This is a genomic window from Amycolatopsis sp. lyj-112, assembly GCF_046549055.1.
In the GTDB taxonomy this organism is placed as follows: Bacteria; Actinomycetota; Actinomycetes; order Mycobacteriales; family Pseudonocardiaceae; genus Amycolatopsis.
In genome coordinates this window covers 813,648-827,969 of record NZ_JAJPWS010000001.1, presented here as the reverse complement: position 1 = coordinate 827,969, position 14,322 = coordinate 813,648, and the positions used below count along the sequence as shown (strand labels likewise).

The window sequence follows — 14,322 nt, the reverse complement described above, 5'->3', positions numbered from 1 at the left end:
ATGAACGACGCAGGGTGACTGAATCCGGCGGCAGCCCTGTGCTGCCGCCTTCAGGTCACCTGGCGTTGCTCGCCCGCAACGCGATCCACTGCCGCATCGCGTACTCGACCAGCGTGATCAGCGTCTGCTTCGTCGATTCCCGCTCCCGAGCGTCACAGCGGACTATCGGGATGTTGGGGTCGATCGACAGCGCTTCACGCACGTCGTTGATGTCGTGCTCGAGGATGCCGTCGAAGGTGTTGACCCCGACGATGTAGGGCAGGCCCCGGTCCTCGAAGAAGTCGATCGGCGCGAACGAATCGGCCAGCCGGCGTGTGTCGGCCAGGACCACCGCGCCGATCGCGCCGCGGACCAGGTCGTCCCACATGAACCAGAACCGCTGCTGTCCGGGCGTGCCGAACAGGTAGAGGATCAGGTCCGCGTCGAGGGACACGCGGCCGAAGTCCATCGCGACCGTCGTGGTCGATTTGTTGGGCGTCTGGTCGAGGTTGTCGATCCCCCGACTGGCGTCCGTCATCATCGCCTCGGTGGTGAGCGGGACGATCTCCGACACCGAACCGACGAAGGTCGTCTTGCCCGCACCGAAGCCACCCGCCACGACGATCTTCGCGGATGTCATGGTCGGGGGCGCGGTTTCCCGCGGTGCCTTAAAGCCGACGGAGTCCACTCAAAACCCTTTCCATCAACACCAGATGTGCCTCGGCGCCGTCATTACCCGAAATCGTCTTGTGCACGCTGACCAGTCCCGCGTCCGCCGCGTCACTGATCAGCACGCGTGCCACACCCAGTGGTACGCGCAGGGTAGCCGCGATTTCGGCGACCGAACGCGGGGTCCGGCACTCTTCGATGATCGAGATGCACTCGATCTGCTCCGCCGCCGCGGGGAGGCTACCCGCGGAGACGTGGTCCTTGGTGGAGATGAGCGTCTCCAGCTCAAGAGCGTAGTTCGCCTTGGTCCGGCCGCCGGTGAGGGCATAGGGACGGACGATGGCCGTCTCCTCGAACGGCGCGTGTGCCTGCTCGAACACGGCGGGCATGATGAACTCGCCGCTGGGCGGGCCCGGGTCGAAAAGACCACCTGGTCTCGGCCCGGCAGCGTCAGCGCCGCTGCTGGGTGGAGAAGCAAGTGAGGTCACGCGGTCTCCTTGATCGGTCGGCTGCGGGACTTCCGATTCCTCGGCGGCGTGTGCTCCGCCTGCCTGGGAATCCTGGGACTGCTTGCTCTTCTTGCGCTTCCGACGATCACGACCGGAATCCAGGGTGAAGCCGTTCAGGACGTCGGCGAAGGTGCCGTCGTCCCGAAAACCGGCAGCGTGGGCTGCCCCCGCGTGCGGTGGCTGCGCTTCACCCGCCCCCGGTGGCTCGCCGAAGGTTCCGGACCCCGTGCTCATCGCGACATCATCCCACCGGTTCGCCGATCAGCGACCCACCCGCGCCCTGCAATTGCGCGCGAAGTTCCGGGGTGAGGATCTGGCCGACGCGGTCGACGAGCATCGTCATCTCGTAGGCGACCTGCCCGATGTCGCAATTCGGGGCGGCGAGGATGGCCAGGCAGGACCCGTCGCTGATGGACATCAGCACCATGATGCCGAGTTCCATCTCGACGACGGTCTCGTTGACCGCGCCCGCTTCGAAGCACCGTGCGGCGCCCTGGGTCAGGCTGACCAGGCCGGACGCGACCGCGGCCAGCTGGTCGGCCCGGTCCAGCGGGAGCCGGCTGGACGCGGTGAGCAGAAGGCCGTCCGCCGACACGACCACGGCGTGCGCCACTCCGGGCACGCGCTCGGCGAAGTCATTCACCAGCCACCCGAACTGGTTCTTCTGGGGCTGGGCTGAGTTCGGCGAGGTCATTCACCCTCCAGGGTTTCGTGGTTGGCTTCGGTCGCCTGGGCGTTGCGGTGCCGGCCGCGCTGGATGCCCTGCTGGAAACTGCTCAGGCGGCCGCGCACGTCGTGCGCGTCTCGCTGTGGTCGGGGGGTGACCGCCCCGGCGGGCGGCCCGGCGCTGCCCGGAAGCAGTTGCTCCCCGCGACGTCGCCGGGGTAATCCTGCCGAAGTCGTCCGCGAAGGTACCGACTGGGACACCGCTTGGGCGGCCTTCCAGCCTTCGTCGGAGCCGAAGTTCCACGCGTCGGTCTGCTCGACGGCGGCGACGGGCTCCGGTTCCGGCGGCGCTGCCTGCGGTTTCTTTTCCGGCCGCCGGGTCGGCAAGGCGGCGGGCGAAGCGGTCGGCCGGGCGGCCGTCTCCGGTCCCTGCGCCTCAGGAGCCGGTGCTGGTGCCTGCGGCTGCGCGGTCTCCTGCCGAACCGTGTCCCGCGGAGCGGTCTCGGGGACCTCGACCGTCCCCGTGGCGGGAAGCTGAGTGGTGGCCGGCGCGGCCTTGTCCGCGGCCTCCTTGCGGCCCCGCTTGACGCCCTGCTGGAAGTTGCTCAGCCTGCCGCGCACATCCGCCGGGTCGCGGACCGGCAGGTTCGACTGGGCGGCGGGTGCGGCGGCCGGGGCCGACGACATCGCGCTGCCCGGCAGAAGCTGCTCGCCGCGACGACGTCGCGGAAGCCCGGCCTGGGTGAACGTCGAGGGCGTGGTCTGGGAGACCTCTTGGACGGTGCGGAAGGCCTTGTCGCTGGCGAAGTCCCAGTTGCGGGCCTCCTGCTCGGCGGCGGCATCCGCCTCGGCCGCTTCTGCCGCCTCGTCCGCTTCGGAGGTCTCGGCGGGCTTCTCCCCGTCCTTCTTCTCTCCGGGCTTCGCAGGCTTCTCGGCCCTGTCCTTCTTGACAGCGGCGTCCTTCTTGACCGCGGCCTTCGCCGGGGACTTCTCCGGAGCGGGCGAACGGAACCATGCCGAGAGCATCTCGTCGAAGATCGGCGTCGTCTCCGACGCGGTGGGCTCCGGAGCGGCCGGCGGCGGTGTGGTGGCCTGGTTCCACCATTCGCTCAGCGTGGTGCTGTTCTTGGCCTCGAACAGCTCCTTGCCGCTCGGCAGTTCGCCTTCCGAAGGCTGATCCTGGACCGGCCGCGCGGGCTTGGCGGGCTTCTCCGCCTCCTCCGCGACCGGCTCGGCCTCCGCGACGGGCTCCGGTTCTGCCTGCCGGGGCTGGGGCGTCGACGGCGGCCGCGCGGGCGGAGGGGGCGTCGGGTCCTGCGGGATCGGGCTGAACAGCGCCGTTCCCGAGATCTCCAGATCGGACGGCGGCCGCGGCTCCTGCGTGTGGGTGTGCCCGTTCAACCCGGACCCGGTGTGCCCGGCCAGATCGGTCGCCGACGGCCACCGGTCGCCGCCCTGCGAGGGCACGGTCGGCATCCCCGGCCGCGAAGAACCGTTGGTCGGGCGCTGCCGGCGGGGAAGGCCGCCACCCGGCTGCTGCTGATGTTGCTGCTGGTGCGGCGGCACGGGCGCGAGCCGCTGGGTGATCGGGCCGGTGGCGGGGCCGGGGTCCCCGTGCGGGGCCATCACGAGGTCCGCCGGGACCGAGACCGTGGCGCGCACGCCGACGATGTCCTTGCCACCGTGCAGGGTGACGCCGATGCGGTGCCTGCTGGCCAGCCTGCCGACGACGAACAGGCCCATCCGGCGCGAGGTGGCCAGGTCGACGGTGGGGGCCTCGGTGAGCCGGGCGTTGGCCTCGGCGACCTCGGCCTCGTTCATCCCGATGCCCTTGTCGAGGATGTCGACGCAGAGCGAGCCGTCGTCGGCGAGCCGGGTCGCGACCGTCACCAGGGTCTCCGGCGCGGAGAACGCGGTGGCGTTGTCCAGCAGCTCGGCGATCAGGCGCATCAGGTCGTTGGCCGCGTAGCCGACCAGCCGGACCGGCGGCGGGGGCTGCACGGTGACCCGCTGGTACTGCTCGATCTCGGACACCGCGGCGCGCACCACGTCGGTGGCGGAGACGGGCTGGCCGGACCGCCTGCCGGGCTCGGCACCGGAGAGGACCATCAGGTTCTCGTTGTTGCGGCGCATGCGGGTGGCGAGGTGGTCCAGCTGGAACAGGGTGGCGAGCTGGTCGGCGTCCTCTTCGTCGCGTTCCAGCCGCTCGATCAGCTGCAGCTGCCGCTGCACGAGACTCTGGCTGCGGCGGGAGAGGTTGACGAACACGTTGCCGTAGCCGGTGCGCATGGCGGCCTGCTCGGTGGCCAGGCGCAGCGCCTGGTGGTGCACCTTGTCGAAGGCCCTGGCGACCTCGCCGATCTCGTCGTCGCTGCCGACCGGCACCGGGTGGACTTCGGTGCCCTGCGAGCGGCCCTCCTGGATGTTGCGGACCGCTTCGGGCAGTTGCTTCTCGGCGACGTCCAAGGCCCTGGCGCGCAACAGCTTCAGTGATCGCAGCAGCTGGCGGGTGATGAGGAAGACGACCGCGACGGCGAGCACCATCGCGCCGAAGAGAAGGACGGCGAGCAGGCCCGCTCCGCTGCTGGCGTCGTCGACCAGTTCGGCCGACACCGAGCTCGCCTGCGCGCCGAAGCGGCTCGCGACCTCGCCGATCTTGCCGATCACCGCGTTCGAAGCGTCGTTCCAGCTCTGCGCGGACAGCGTGCGGAACGCCTGTTCGGTGGGCGCGCCCTGGTCGCCGAGCGCGGTCTTCGCGAGCTTGTCGCGGTTCTCCATCGTGTCGGCGCCGACGGCGGCGGTGAACTCCTGGCGCTGCGGCTCCGAGGACGCGGCGCGGAAGTCCGCGTACCGGTCGGCCAGCCGCAGTTCGGCGGTCCGCAGCTGGTTGAGCTCGCTCGGCGCGAGGCCCGAACGGGCGATCCCGAAGGAGACCAGCGCCTGGCTCAGCGAGACCTGTTCCTTCATCACCGTGAGGTCGTGCAGCGCGGCGGGGGTGCCACCGAGGGCGTCTTCACTGGCGCCCGCGGCGATCGCGGTGTCGACGGCGAGCAGCGCGGTGGTGATGCCGGTGTATTCACCGATGGCCTGGACGGGGTCGAGCTGACCCGCGGAGGCCTGCTGCCGGATGCCCTCCAGCTTTTCCAGCTGGAGGGCCGCGGCGTCCCGTGCCTGGAGAAGGGACGGCTCGGTCTCGACGGCCCGGGACGCGGCGGCCATGTAAAGAGGAAGGGCCTCGGTGACGTCGGCGCGGGCGGAGCCGAGCTCGAGGGTGCCGCCGACGGTGCCGGCGGTCAGCCCGGCGGCGGACTGGGTGCGTTCGCGTTCGAGCCCGTCGGCGAGCGTGCGGATCTGCCCGCTCAGCGCGACGAGACGGTCGAGGCGCTGGTAGCCGTCGGAACGGCCGACCTGCCCCGCGATAGTGGTGATGCCGAGCGCGAGCGCGATGAGGATCGGCACCAGCGTCACGGCCGACAGCTTCACCGGCAGGCTCCAGTCCCGCCAGCGCACGAAGGCGCGCCAGCCGGTGGCCCACCGCGATGGCCGGGGAGTCCGGCCGAGCAACTCCCCGACAGGCACTTGGCCTTCTCCTGCAACGGTCACGAAGGTGACTCCCTGTCCGGCGTCATGGCACGGTCTGAGGCGTTCGCTCCCGCGAGGAATCGTCCTGCGGCGAACTCGGCCCTGGGCTGCCCCTGTGCTCGATCGCGACCTGGCGACCCCCGCTCGGCGAGTCCGGTGTCCCCAGGAACACCGGCCCGGTCCGGGAGGTCTTGCACCTGCACGTGCAGGTCGCAACCTGCGAAGTGCATGGTCGTCGAGATCAACTTATCTTTGCCAATCGATCACTGCGGGTCAGCCGGGCCAAAGAATCGTACACCAATCCGGGTGCCGTCAATTCTGTTCAGTGGACGGGCGCTGACCTGGGAAAAGTACATCCCGGCACTATCGGGAAGGCCCGAAATCCGTCTTCGCGTCACAAACGAGGGAATTCCGGTTACGGGTTGCGCCAGTGGTACCCGTACCCCGGTCACCCGATCAGCCTACGCTGGGTAGCCGCGTCGCCCGGTCGAACTACTGTGTGTGCCACCAATGGGTGGGTCAAGTCCAAATATGTGCCCGATGTTGTGGCCTTGCCGATCCGGTCGGCTGGATGTCGCTCGACGTGGTGGTTTCTTTCGGGATGATCGCTGAGCCAGGGGATCTTCCCCGGCCAGGGATGGCGCGCACGGTATCGAAACCCGTCGCGGCCCGGAAGCAGAACTACGATCTGTCACCGAAACGGGGGACACAGCGTGGCATCGTCCACCGTTTGCCGCAGTGGGCCGTTCGGGCGACGACCGCGCGTGACAATCGGGCTCACTATTACGAGTGATAAAGCGGGGAGAATTCCGCCCGAAACGAATTCCCCGGGACCTATTGCGACGGGAAAACGAATACCGGGTCGGGGGCGCACTGTTGCGGGGTCGCCTTTTCGGGACGCTGGAAGGCGTAGTTAGTATGTGCGCCTCCCGTACCGCGCCACGGAAGCAAGCCCCGGAGGAACCCATGCCCGACGTCGCGCGCCCCTTCGCGGCGAGCAACGCCCTCGAGGAGACCGGGCAGATGCCCGCGCTGTTCGTCCGCGAAACGCCGCCCGCTCCCGTTCCCGCTCCCCCGCCCTCGCGCGGCACCGGCCCGGACTTCGACCGGATCCAGCACGGCAAGGAGTTCGTCGCGCTGCGCAAGTCGTTCCGCCGGTTCGTGTTCCCGATGAGCCTGCTGTTCTTCGCCTGGTACATGACCTTCGTGCTGCTGGCGGCCTACGCGCACGAATTCATGGGCAGGAAGGTGTTCGGCGAGGTCAACGTCGGCATCCTGCTGGGTCTCGGCCAGTTCGCCAGCACCGTGCTGATCACGATTGCCTACCTCAGGTTCGCGAACCGGCGGCTCGATCCCCAGGTCGAGAAGCTGCGGGCGAAGGTGGAGGCGGACGAGCGATGATCCCCGACAACGACCCGGTGCTGAACATCGCGGTGTTCGCGCTGTTCGTCGCGATCACCCTCTACGTGGTGTATCGCGTCAGCACCCGCAACTCGTCCACTTCGGACTACTACGCGGCGGGCAGCGCCTTCACCGGTCGCCAGAACGGCATCGCGCTTTCGGGCGACTTCCTCTCGGCCGCGTCCTTCCTGGGTATCGCCGGGGCGATCGCGATCCACGGCTACGACGGCTTCCTGTACTCGATCGGGTTCCTCGTCGCCTGGCTGGTCGACCTGCTGCTGATCGCGGAACTGCTGCGCAACACCGGCCGCTTCACCATGGGCGACGTGCTGAGCTTCCGGATGAAGCAGCGCCCGGTCCGCGCCGCCGCGGCGACGTCGACGCTGGTGATCTCCTTCTTCTACATGCTCGCGCAGATGGCGGGCGCCGGCGGGCTGGTGGCGCTGCTGCTGGACATCCACGGCGGTTTCGGCCAGGCGCTGGTGATCGGCGGCGTCGGCGTCGTCATGGTGCTGTACGTGCTGGTCGGCGGGATGAAGGGCACCACCTGGGTGCAGATCATCAAGGCGACCATCCTGCTGCTGACCGGTGCGCTGATCACCGTGTTCCTGTTCGGCAAGTTCGGGTTCAGCTTCTCGAACCTGCTCGCGGCCGCCGCCGACCGGAGCCCGCTGGGCCAGGAACTCCTGCACCCGGGCGGGTCGTACGGCAAGAGCGAGATCACGAAACTCGACTTCGTCTCGCTGGCACTGGCGCTGGTGCTCGGCGCCGCCGCGCTGCCGCACGTCCTGATGCGCTTCTACACCGTGCCGAACTCGCGCGAGGCGCGGCGTTCGGTGGTGTGGGCGACCGCGTGCATGTTCCTCTTCTACCTCTGCACACTGGTCATCGGCTTCGGCGCGGCCGCGCTGGTCGGCCCGGAGGCGATCAAGAACGCTCCGGGCGGCGAGAACTCGGCGGCGCCGCTGCTCGCCCTGAACATCGGCGGGACCCTGCTGCTCGGGATCGTGTCGGCGGTGGCCTTCGCGACCATCCTCGCCGTCGTCGCCGGGCTGACGATCACCGCGTCGGCCTCCTTCGCCCACGACGTCTACGCGAACATCTTCAAACGCGGCAAGGCGGAACCGGCCTCGGAGGTCCGGGTCGCCCGGCAGACCGCGGTCGTCGTCGGCGCGCTCGCCATCCTCGGCGGCATCCTGGCGAACGGGCAGAACATCGCGTTCCTGGTCGCGCTGGCATTCGCTGTCGCCGCGTCGGCGAACCTCTCGACGCTGCTGTACTCGCTGTTCTGGAAGCGGTTCAACACCACCGGCACACTGTGGGGTATCTACGGCGGACTGATCGCGAGCCTGGTGCTCGTGTTCTTCTCGCCGGTGATGTCCGGGGCCGCGGACTCGATCATCAAGAGCGTCGACTTCCACTGGTTCCCGCTGAAGAACCCGGGCATCGTGTCGATCCCGTTCTCGTTCCTGTGCGGATTCGTCGGCACGTTCGTCGGCCGCTCGAAGGCCGATCCGGACAAACACGCCGAGATGGAGGTGCGGTCCCTCACCGGGATCGGATCCTGACCCGCGTTCGGTCCGTGAAGGCCTCCTTGAGGGACTCTGAGTCCCTCAAGGAGGCCTTCACTGACTCATGACACCCGAAGACCGTCCAGCACGATCGCCAGCAGCCGCTTCGTGTCCTCTTCCGAAGCCTTGCTCGCGGCCGACCCCACCCCGTGGCCGAGCCGCAGGATGTCGATCCCGGTGACGTCCGCCCGGATGACGCCCTCCTCCTGAGCGGCCTTCACGATCGTGTCGGCCGCGGACCTCAGGCGCGACTGGCACCAGGCGAAGACCTCGGACCCGGCATCGACGGACGCCTTCAGTGTCATCGCGAGCCCGTGCTTCTCGACCACGTAGATGACCTGCGTGGCCAGCCACTTCTCGAGCGCCTCCCCCGGTGGCAGCTCTTCGAGCAGGTCGAAACCCCGCTGCGCCAGCCCATCGATCTCGTCGCGATAGACGGCTTCGATGAGTTTGTCGCGCGTCGGGAAGTGCCGGTACAGGGTGCCCGCACCGACGCCCGCGCGTTTGGCGATGTCGTCCGCCGGCACGTCGACGCCCTCAGCGGCGAAGGTCTCCTTCGCCACAGCCACGATGCGCTCGTAGTTGCGCCGCGCGTCCGCGCGCATGGGCCGGGCCGGATCGGCCATGACGATCAGCACCTCCTCGGGCGACGAAAACGGAGACGTTCTCCGAATCCGCTTGCGTAAGCGGAGAGAGTCTCCATATCATCGCTCACGACCACAAGTGGAGAGTCTCTCCGTTTTGTCTCGTTACTTCTTTGGAGTATTCCTTGACCGAGCGAACCCTGCGTACCGAGCCTAGGCCGGAGACAGCCGGGGCCCCCTCTTTACCGCACCGGCTGGTCCTCCCGATCGCGCTGACCTGCCAGCTCATGCTCATCCTCGACGCGACGGTGATGAACGTCGCGCTCCCCCGCGTCAAAGCCGACCTCGGCTTCACCGACACCGGCCTGTCCTGGGTGATGACCGCCTACAGCCTGGCCTTCGGCGGACTGCTCCTGCTCGGCGGCCGCGCGGGCGACCTGTTCGGCAGGCGCCGGATGTTCGTCCTGGGCACCGCCGTGTTCACCGTCGCGTCCCTGCTCGGCGGCTTCGCGGACTCGGCGGAACTGTTGATCGCGGCGCGGGTCGCGCAAGGCATCGGCGCCGCACTCGCCGGGCCGAGCACGCTGGCGCTGATCACCAGCACCTTTACCGAGACCAAGGCCAAGGTGCGCGCGCTGGCCCTGTTCTCGGCGATGTCCAGCAGCGGTTTCGCGATCGGCCTGCTGCTCGGCGGGCTGCTCACCGAGTGGATCTCGTGGCGCGCCGCGCTGTTCATCAACGTCCCGTTCGGGCTCGCGATCGTCCTGCTCGCCCCGAGATTCGTCCCCGAACCGCCGCGACGGCGCGCACGGCTGGACCTGCCCGGCGCGATCACCGGCACCCTCGGCGTCGGCTCGCTCGTGTTCGGTTTCACCCGCGCGGCCGCCCACGGCTGGGGCGACGCGATCACCCTCGCCTCCCTCACCGCCGGATTGCTCCTGCTGGCCGCGTTCTTGAGGATCGAGACGCGCGTCGCCGGACCGCTGATCCCGCTGCGGCTGTTCGCCGAACGCGACCGCGCCGCGGCCTACGCCAACTTCTTCCTCGGGCCGATGGCGATGATGTCGATGTTCTTCTTCCTCACCCAGTTCCTGCAGGACATCCGGGGCTTCGCCGCGCTGGAGACCGGTTTCGCGTTCCTGCCGATGGCGGCGAGCATCTTCGTGATGAGCAGGCTGATCCCGCGGCTACTGCCCCGTTTCGGCCCGAAACCGCTCACCCTCACCGGCACCGCGCTGATGACCGGAGGCGTCGTCTGGCTGACCACGCTCACCACGGAAAGCGGGTATTTCACGCATCTGTTCGGGCCGATGCTGCTGATGGGCATCGGCGCGGGGCTGGCGTTCTCCCCGCTCAGCGTGATCATCATGGCGACCGTGCCCACCGAGGACGCGGGTGCCGCCGGCGGTGTCCTGCAGACGTTCCAGCAGGTCGGGGCGACACTGGGACTCGCGATCCTGATCACGGTGTTCGGCGCGGCGACACGGCAGCCGTCCGGGAGCCCGGCCGAGACCACCGTCGACGGGATGACCGCGGCGTTCAGCACCGCGGGTGTGGTGACGGCGCTGGCGTTCCTGGTGGCGCTGAGCTTCCGGCGCCGGGAACGGGCCTCCGGCAGCGCCTAGAGCTTCACACCCGCCTGGATCTTGTGCGTGACCTTGCGTTCCATCACGAACGAGAAGAACGGGATGCAGCCGGCGATGAGGACGAGGAGCGTGCCCTTCATCGACCAGCGGGCCTTGATCGCCAGATCGACCGCGAGCAGCAGGTACACCAGGTACAACCCGCCGTGGACCATCGGGATCATCTTGACGAACTGGGGAAGTTCCACGCGGAAGACGTACTGGAGCAGCATCTCGACGACCAGCCCGAGCAGCGCGACACCGGTGGCGTACGCCGCGACGCGGAACCGGATCAGCGGCCCGGCCAGCGAAACCGAACGGCTCGGGGCGGCGTCGTCAGTTCGGGTGGTCATAGATCTCGAACCTCTCTGGGGAACTACTGGTCGCGGGCGTTGAGTTCGCGCAGGTAGCGGTTGTAGGCGGCGAGCTCGTCGTCCTCGGGAACCGGCTGCCGCGGGGCGGGTGCGCGCCGCTGCCGGGGTGCGGGCACTTCGGGGACGACGGTCTCGGCCGTCGTCCCACCGGCCTGCTCCAGCGCGTCGGCATCCGCTTCCTCTGCTTGACGGCGGAGTTTGCGGATCCGCCAGAACATGAAGGCGGGGAACACGCCGAACAGCGGCCACTGCAGGACATAGCCGAGGTTCTGGAACGTCCCGCTCGCCGAGGAGAACCGCTCCCACTGCCACCAGGCCAGCCCGCAGCACAGCGCCAGGCTCACCAGGCAGACGCCGGCGATGCCGAGGCGGCGCAGGGTGACGGACGAGGCGGGCACGCACCGACGCTAGCACTGGCGGTGCGGTGAAACTTCGCCGACCGGGCTGCTCGGGACCTTGGTCCCGGCTGCTCCGGTGACATATCAGCGAGCGGTCTGGACGGCCTTCGCGTAGTCGTCCGCCAGCCCGAAGACCTTCTGCGCGTACTCCGTCGAGTTGTTGTACGACAGGATCCCCGCCCACCAGCCGGAGGCGGCGGACATGTCGCGGTTGTTGACGCACAGGTAGCGCGCCGCCGCGAGCGTGGCGTCGTCGATCTGCTGCGGGTCGCCGGCGCCGTCGCGGTTGCCGTCGGCCGCGTACCGGCGCCAGGTGCTGGGGATGAACTGCATCGGGCCGACCGCGCGGTCGACGGCCGCGTCGCCGTCGAACTGGCCGCCGTCGGTGTCGCCGATGGCCTTGACCCCGGGCGAACCGTCGAGCGGGACGCCGATGATCGGCTTCGACGGGCGGCCGTCCTGGCCGAGGACGGCGCCGCCGTACTGGCCGTGGTTGGACTCGATCCGGCCGATGCCGGCGAGGGTGGCCCACGAGATCTTGCAGTTCGGCTGCATCTGGCGCATCGCCAGTTCGGCGTTGCCGTAGGCGAGCAGGGCGCGGGCCGGGATGCCGGTGGCCTGCGCCGCCCGTTCGGTCCAGGCCGCCAGGGGGTCCTTGCCGGGCTTCGGCTGTGCCTGCTGCGGGGCCGTCTGCTGGGTGGCGCCGCCGGCGAGGGTGGCGTTGACCGGGGCGATGGTGCCGGGTTTGACGTCCGCGGCCTTGACCTGCAGGGCGGGGATCTCCATCGTCGTGGGGCTCGCGACCGGCGCGGACGCCTTGGTCACCAGCCAGATCCCGCCCGCGGCGAGGGCGAGCACGGCCAGCACGATCACCAGCCTGCCGAGCACGGCGGCGCCCACCCCGCGGCGTGGCGGAGTGGGCGTGGCCTGGTCGGCGACGAGCTCGTCGTTTTCCGGGGTGGTGCGCACGAAGCGAGTCCTCCAGCGTGGGCGGCGATCACGACCGATGCTCGAACAACGAGCCCGCGCAGGTTAGCGTTACGCGGTAATCGGAATCATCGCTGCCACGCCGGTTCACCCGCGCGTGAAAGAAGTTCTCATCAGGCGGACTTCTGTTGCCTCGCGAGCCGTGCCACGCACCAGGCCGGGGCGCTGCCGCGGCGAAGGTGCTGGAGAACGGTCATCGGGCCGAGACGACGGCTCAGGTCGGACGGCGAGAGCCCGGCCGCGCGGTAGTCGAGGGCACGCTGGTCGAGCGGGCTGAGGCCCGCGTCCCACCAAGCTTCGGCCTCGGCGACCCCGCCGACCATCTGCCACCAGCCCGCGGCGGCGACGAGCAGATCCTGCGGGACGTCGGGAAGACGGCTGCGCATGGCGTCGAGATAGCCGGGGTCGGCGGCCTCGACCGGCGCCCAGCGTCCCTGGCCGGATTGCTGGCGCTGTCCGGGGATCCCGGGCGCTTGACGGGGCACATCGGCGAGCCACGCGCTCGCGATGCGGTCGACCTCCTGCTCCTCGGGGGTCTGCTCGCGTTCCGCGGCCCACTGCCGGATCAACGCATCGACTCCGGGATCTCCGGTCATCCCTGCCTCCTCATGGTTCCCCGACTGACAAGTCCTGACTTACTTGCCCGGCTGAATGTTCCCGCTCTCGCCGTAAGGCTTGCACCTGCGGAAACCTTCGCCCAGGAGGCCGGCTCCGGCGCCTGGAGGACCAACCGATCACGCAATGTGAGCACCGTAGGGGCGCGGAGGTCTTTTCCGCCAGAGCTTGACGGGCACAAATTCGTCGACCAGCGGGTTTTCGGGGTCAATCCACCCGGATGGTCGAGTCGCTCGACCGAAATCTGAGACGGGTGACGCTGAGTGATAACCGCAGGTGGCGCGACGGATCAGGAGAAGAGGCTCCGGACGAACGTCACGATGGCTTCGGCACCGGAACGGAGCCAGCCGAGGGCGGTGTGGACGGCGTCGGCGGACTGGGTCGGCCTGCTGATCAAAAAGAAGAGCACGAGCGCGACGACAGCGATCACAACGAATTTCTTCAAGCCGGGCGACATGGCTCCATCCCATCACACCGTAGTGTCCAGACGATGACTCCGCGCGCACTGCGGACCTCGTCCCCACCTTAAGGAGAGAACGGGTCCGGTGCCCACCCGGATTCCGCATGAGGGAGCGATGATGAGCCAAAACGTTCTCGTCCACCGGGCTGGGCCGGTGACGACGATCACGCTGAACCGGCCGGAATCCCGCAACGCGGTGGACGGGCCGACCGCGGCCGCGCTGGCCGAGGCGTTCCGCGCCTTCGACGCCGATCCTGCGTCCGCCGTGGCCGTCCTCACTGGATCAGGTGATGCCTTCTGCGCCGGAGCCGACCTGAAGGCCGTCGGCACCGAACGGGGCAACAGGCTGGACCCGGCGGGCGACGGGCCGATGGGGCCGACCCGGATGGCGCTCTCGAAGCCGGTGATCGCCGCGGTCCGCGGGCACGCCGTCGCGGGTGGCCTGGAACTGGCGCTCTGGTGCGACCTGCGGGTCGCCGACAGCACCGCCGTCTTCGGCGTCTTCTGCCGCCGCTGGGGGGTGCCGCTGATCGACGGCGGGACCGTGCGGCTCCCCCGGCTCATCGGGCACTCCCGGGCGATGGACCTGATCCTCACCGGTCGCCCGGTCGAAGCCGGCGAAGCCCTCGCGATCGGGCTGGCGAACCGGGTCGTGCCCGACGGCGAGGCGCTCGCGGCCGCGCAGGCGCTGGCACGCGAACTGGCCGCGTTCCCGCAGGCGTGCCTGCGGGCCGATCGCGGGTCCGCGTTCGGCCAGTTCGGGCTCACCGAGGAAGAGGCGCTGCGGGCGGAGTTCTCGAACGCGCTGACCGGCGGCGGGCTCGCCGAGGAGGCCGTCGAGGGCGCCGGCCGGTTCAGCGACGGCGCGGGGCGTCACGGCCGCTTCGAAGGCGAAAAGCCATAGT

The 14,322-nt window shown here is 69.3% G+C and carries 14 protein-coding genes; 4 read left to right on the top strand and 10 right to left on the bottom strand.

The genetic code is table 11. The annotated features are described in order from the left end of the window. Positions 1-55: 55 nt before the first annotated feature. The 4 genes from ACLJRL_RS03970 to ACLJRL_RS03955 are packed head-to-tail and all read right to left on the bottom strand — an operon-like array spanning position 56 to position 5,402. Complete coding sequence (locus ACLJRL_RS03970; protein WP_007033694.1) at positions 56-619, bottom strand: GTP-binding protein; 564 nt, start codon at positions 617-619, stop codon at positions 56-58. 28 nt (positions 620-647) lie between these two features. After that, entirely contained in the window at positions 648-1,391 is a 744-nt protein-coding gene (locus ACLJRL_RS03965; RefSeq protein ID WP_410654598.1) for a DUF742 domain-containing protein, read from the bottom strand. Between the two features lie 7 nt (positions 1,392-1,398). Further along, positions 1,399-1,851, bottom strand: coding sequence for a roadblock/LC7 domain-containing protein (locus ACLJRL_RS03960; protein ID WP_410654597.1), 453 nt, complete (start codon positions 1,849-1,851; stop codon positions 1,399-1,401). Continuing rightward, positions 1,848-5,402 (bottom strand): nitrate- and nitrite sensing domain-containing protein, encoded by a 3,555-nt coding sequence (locus ACLJRL_RS03955; protein ID WP_410655153.1) that lies wholly within the window; start codon positions 5,400-5,402, stop codon positions 1,848-1,850. Before ACLJRL_RS03955 ends, ACLJRL_RS03960 begins: the two co-directional genes overlap by 4 nt. A gap of 969 nt (positions 5,403-6,371) precedes the next feature. On the opposite strand from ACLJRL_RS03955, the gene ACLJRL_RS03950 reads away from it, so the two are divergent. Next, the gene (locus tag ACLJRL_RS03950) at positions 6,372-6,806 is read left to right on the top strand and encodes a DUF485 domain-containing protein (protein ID WP_410654596.1); all 435 of its coding nucleotides are present in this window, start codon (positions 6,372-6,374) and stop codon (positions 6,804-6,806) included. Continuing rightward, positions 6,803-8,374, top strand: a complete 1,572-nt coding sequence (locus ACLJRL_RS03945) for a cation acetate symporter (protein ID WP_410654595.1) — start codon at positions 6,803-6,805, stop codon at positions 8,372-8,374. The genes ACLJRL_RS03950 and ACLJRL_RS03945 overlap by 4 nt, the downstream gene beginning before the upstream one ends. A 65-nt stretch (positions 8,375-8,439) precedes the next feature. Here ACLJRL_RS03945 and ACLJRL_RS03940 read toward each other — a convergent pair whose 3' ends face one another. Beyond that, entirely contained in the window at positions 8,440-9,003 is a 564-nt protein-coding gene (locus ACLJRL_RS03940; RefSeq protein WP_410654594.1) for a TetR/AcrR family transcriptional regulator, read from the bottom strand. Between the two features lie 143 nt (positions 9,004-9,146). On the opposite strand from ACLJRL_RS03940, the gene ACLJRL_RS03935 reads away from it, so the two are divergent. After that, a complete protein-coding gene (locus ACLJRL_RS03935) occupies positions 9,147-10,586 on the top strand; it encodes an MFS transporter (protein WP_410654593.1) in 1,440 nt (479 codons plus the stop codon). Here the strand turns inward: ACLJRL_RS03935 and ACLJRL_RS03930 are convergent. The 5 genes from ACLJRL_RS03930 to ACLJRL_RS03910 all read right to left on the bottom strand — a co-directional run bounded on the left by ACLJRL_RS03930 (position 10,583) and on the right by ACLJRL_RS03910 (position 13,402). Continuing rightward, positions 10,583-10,936, bottom strand: coding sequence for a DUF3817 domain-containing protein (locus ACLJRL_RS03930; RefSeq protein WP_410654592.1), 354 nt, complete (start codon positions 10,934-10,936; stop codon positions 10,583-10,585). The two genes, ACLJRL_RS03935 and ACLJRL_RS03930, sit on opposite strands and share 4 nt — an antisense overlap. A gap of 23 nt (positions 10,937-10,959) precedes the next feature. Then, positions 10,960-11,355 carry a hypothetical protein gene (locus ACLJRL_RS03925; protein WP_410654591.1) on the bottom strand — a complete coding sequence of 132 codons (396 nt, stop codon included), beginning with the start codon at positions 11,353-11,355 and terminating at the stop codon, positions 10,960-10,962. 84 nt (positions 11,356-11,439) lie between these two features. After that, the gene (locus ACLJRL_RS03920) at positions 11,440-12,324 is read right to left on the bottom strand and encodes a lytic transglycosylase domain-containing protein (RefSeq protein WP_410654590.1); all 885 of its coding nucleotides are present in this window, start codon (positions 12,322-12,324) and stop codon (positions 11,440-11,442) included. A gap of 131 nt (positions 12,325-12,455) precedes the next feature. Next, a complete protein-coding gene (locus ACLJRL_RS03915) occupies positions 12,456-12,938 on the bottom strand; it encodes a helix-turn-helix transcriptional regulator (RefSeq protein WP_410654589.1) in 483 nt (160 codons plus the stop codon). Between the two features lie 308 nt (positions 12,939-13,246). Then, complete coding sequence (locus ACLJRL_RS03910) at positions 13,247-13,402, bottom strand: hypothetical protein (protein ID WP_162182762.1); 156 nt, start codon at positions 13,400-13,402, stop codon at positions 13,247-13,249. Between the two features lie 133 nt (positions 13,403-13,535). Here ACLJRL_RS03910 and ACLJRL_RS03905 point away from each other — a divergent pair, with 133 nt between their 5' ends. Next, positions 13,536-14,321 (top strand): crotonase/enoyl-CoA hydratase family protein, encoded by a 786-nt coding sequence (locus tag ACLJRL_RS03905; protein WP_410654588.1) that lies wholly within the window; start codon positions 13,536-13,538, stop codon positions 14,319-14,321. Position 14,322 lies beyond the last annotated feature (1 nt).

What these genes read in the sequence shown, in the direction of transcription:
- ACLJRL_RS03970 (WP_007033694.1), bottom strand. Translation starts at nt 619, where the DNA reads ATGACATCCGCGAAGATCGTCGTGGCGGGTGGCTTCGGTGCGGGCAAG.
- ACLJRL_RS03965 (WP_410654598.1), bottom strand. Translation starts at nt 1,391, where the DNA reads ATGAGCACGGGGTCCGGAACCTTCGGCGAGCCACCGGGGGCGGGTGAA.
- ACLJRL_RS03960 (WP_410654597.1), bottom strand. Translation starts at nt 1,851, where the DNA reads ATGACCTCGCCGAACTCAGCCCAGCCCCAGAAGAACCAGTTCGGGTGG.
- ACLJRL_RS03950 (WP_410654596.1), top strand. Translation starts at nt 6,372, where the DNA reads ATGCCCGACGTCGCGCGCCCCTTCGCGGCGAGCAACGCCCTCGAGGAG.
- ACLJRL_RS03945 (WP_410654595.1), top strand. Translation starts at nt 6,803, where the DNA reads ATGATCCCCGACAACGACCCGGTGCTGAACATCGCGGTGTTCGCGCTG.
- ACLJRL_RS03940 (WP_410654594.1), bottom strand. Translation starts at nt 9,003, where the DNA reads ATGGCCGATCCGGCCCGGCCCATGCGCGCGGACGCGCGGCGCAACTAC.
- ACLJRL_RS03930 (WP_410654592.1), bottom strand. Translation starts at nt 10,936, where the DNA reads ATGACCACCCGAACTGACGACGCCGCCCCGAGCCGTTCGGTTTCGCTG.
- ACLJRL_RS03915 (WP_410654589.1), bottom strand. Translation starts at nt 12,938, where the DNA reads ATGACCGGAGATCCCGGAGTCGATGCGTTGATCCGGCAGTGGGCCGCG.
- ACLJRL_RS03905 (WP_410654588.1), top strand. Translation starts at nt 13,536, where the DNA reads ATGAGCCAAAACGTTCTCGTCCACCGGGCTGGGCCGGTGACGACGATC.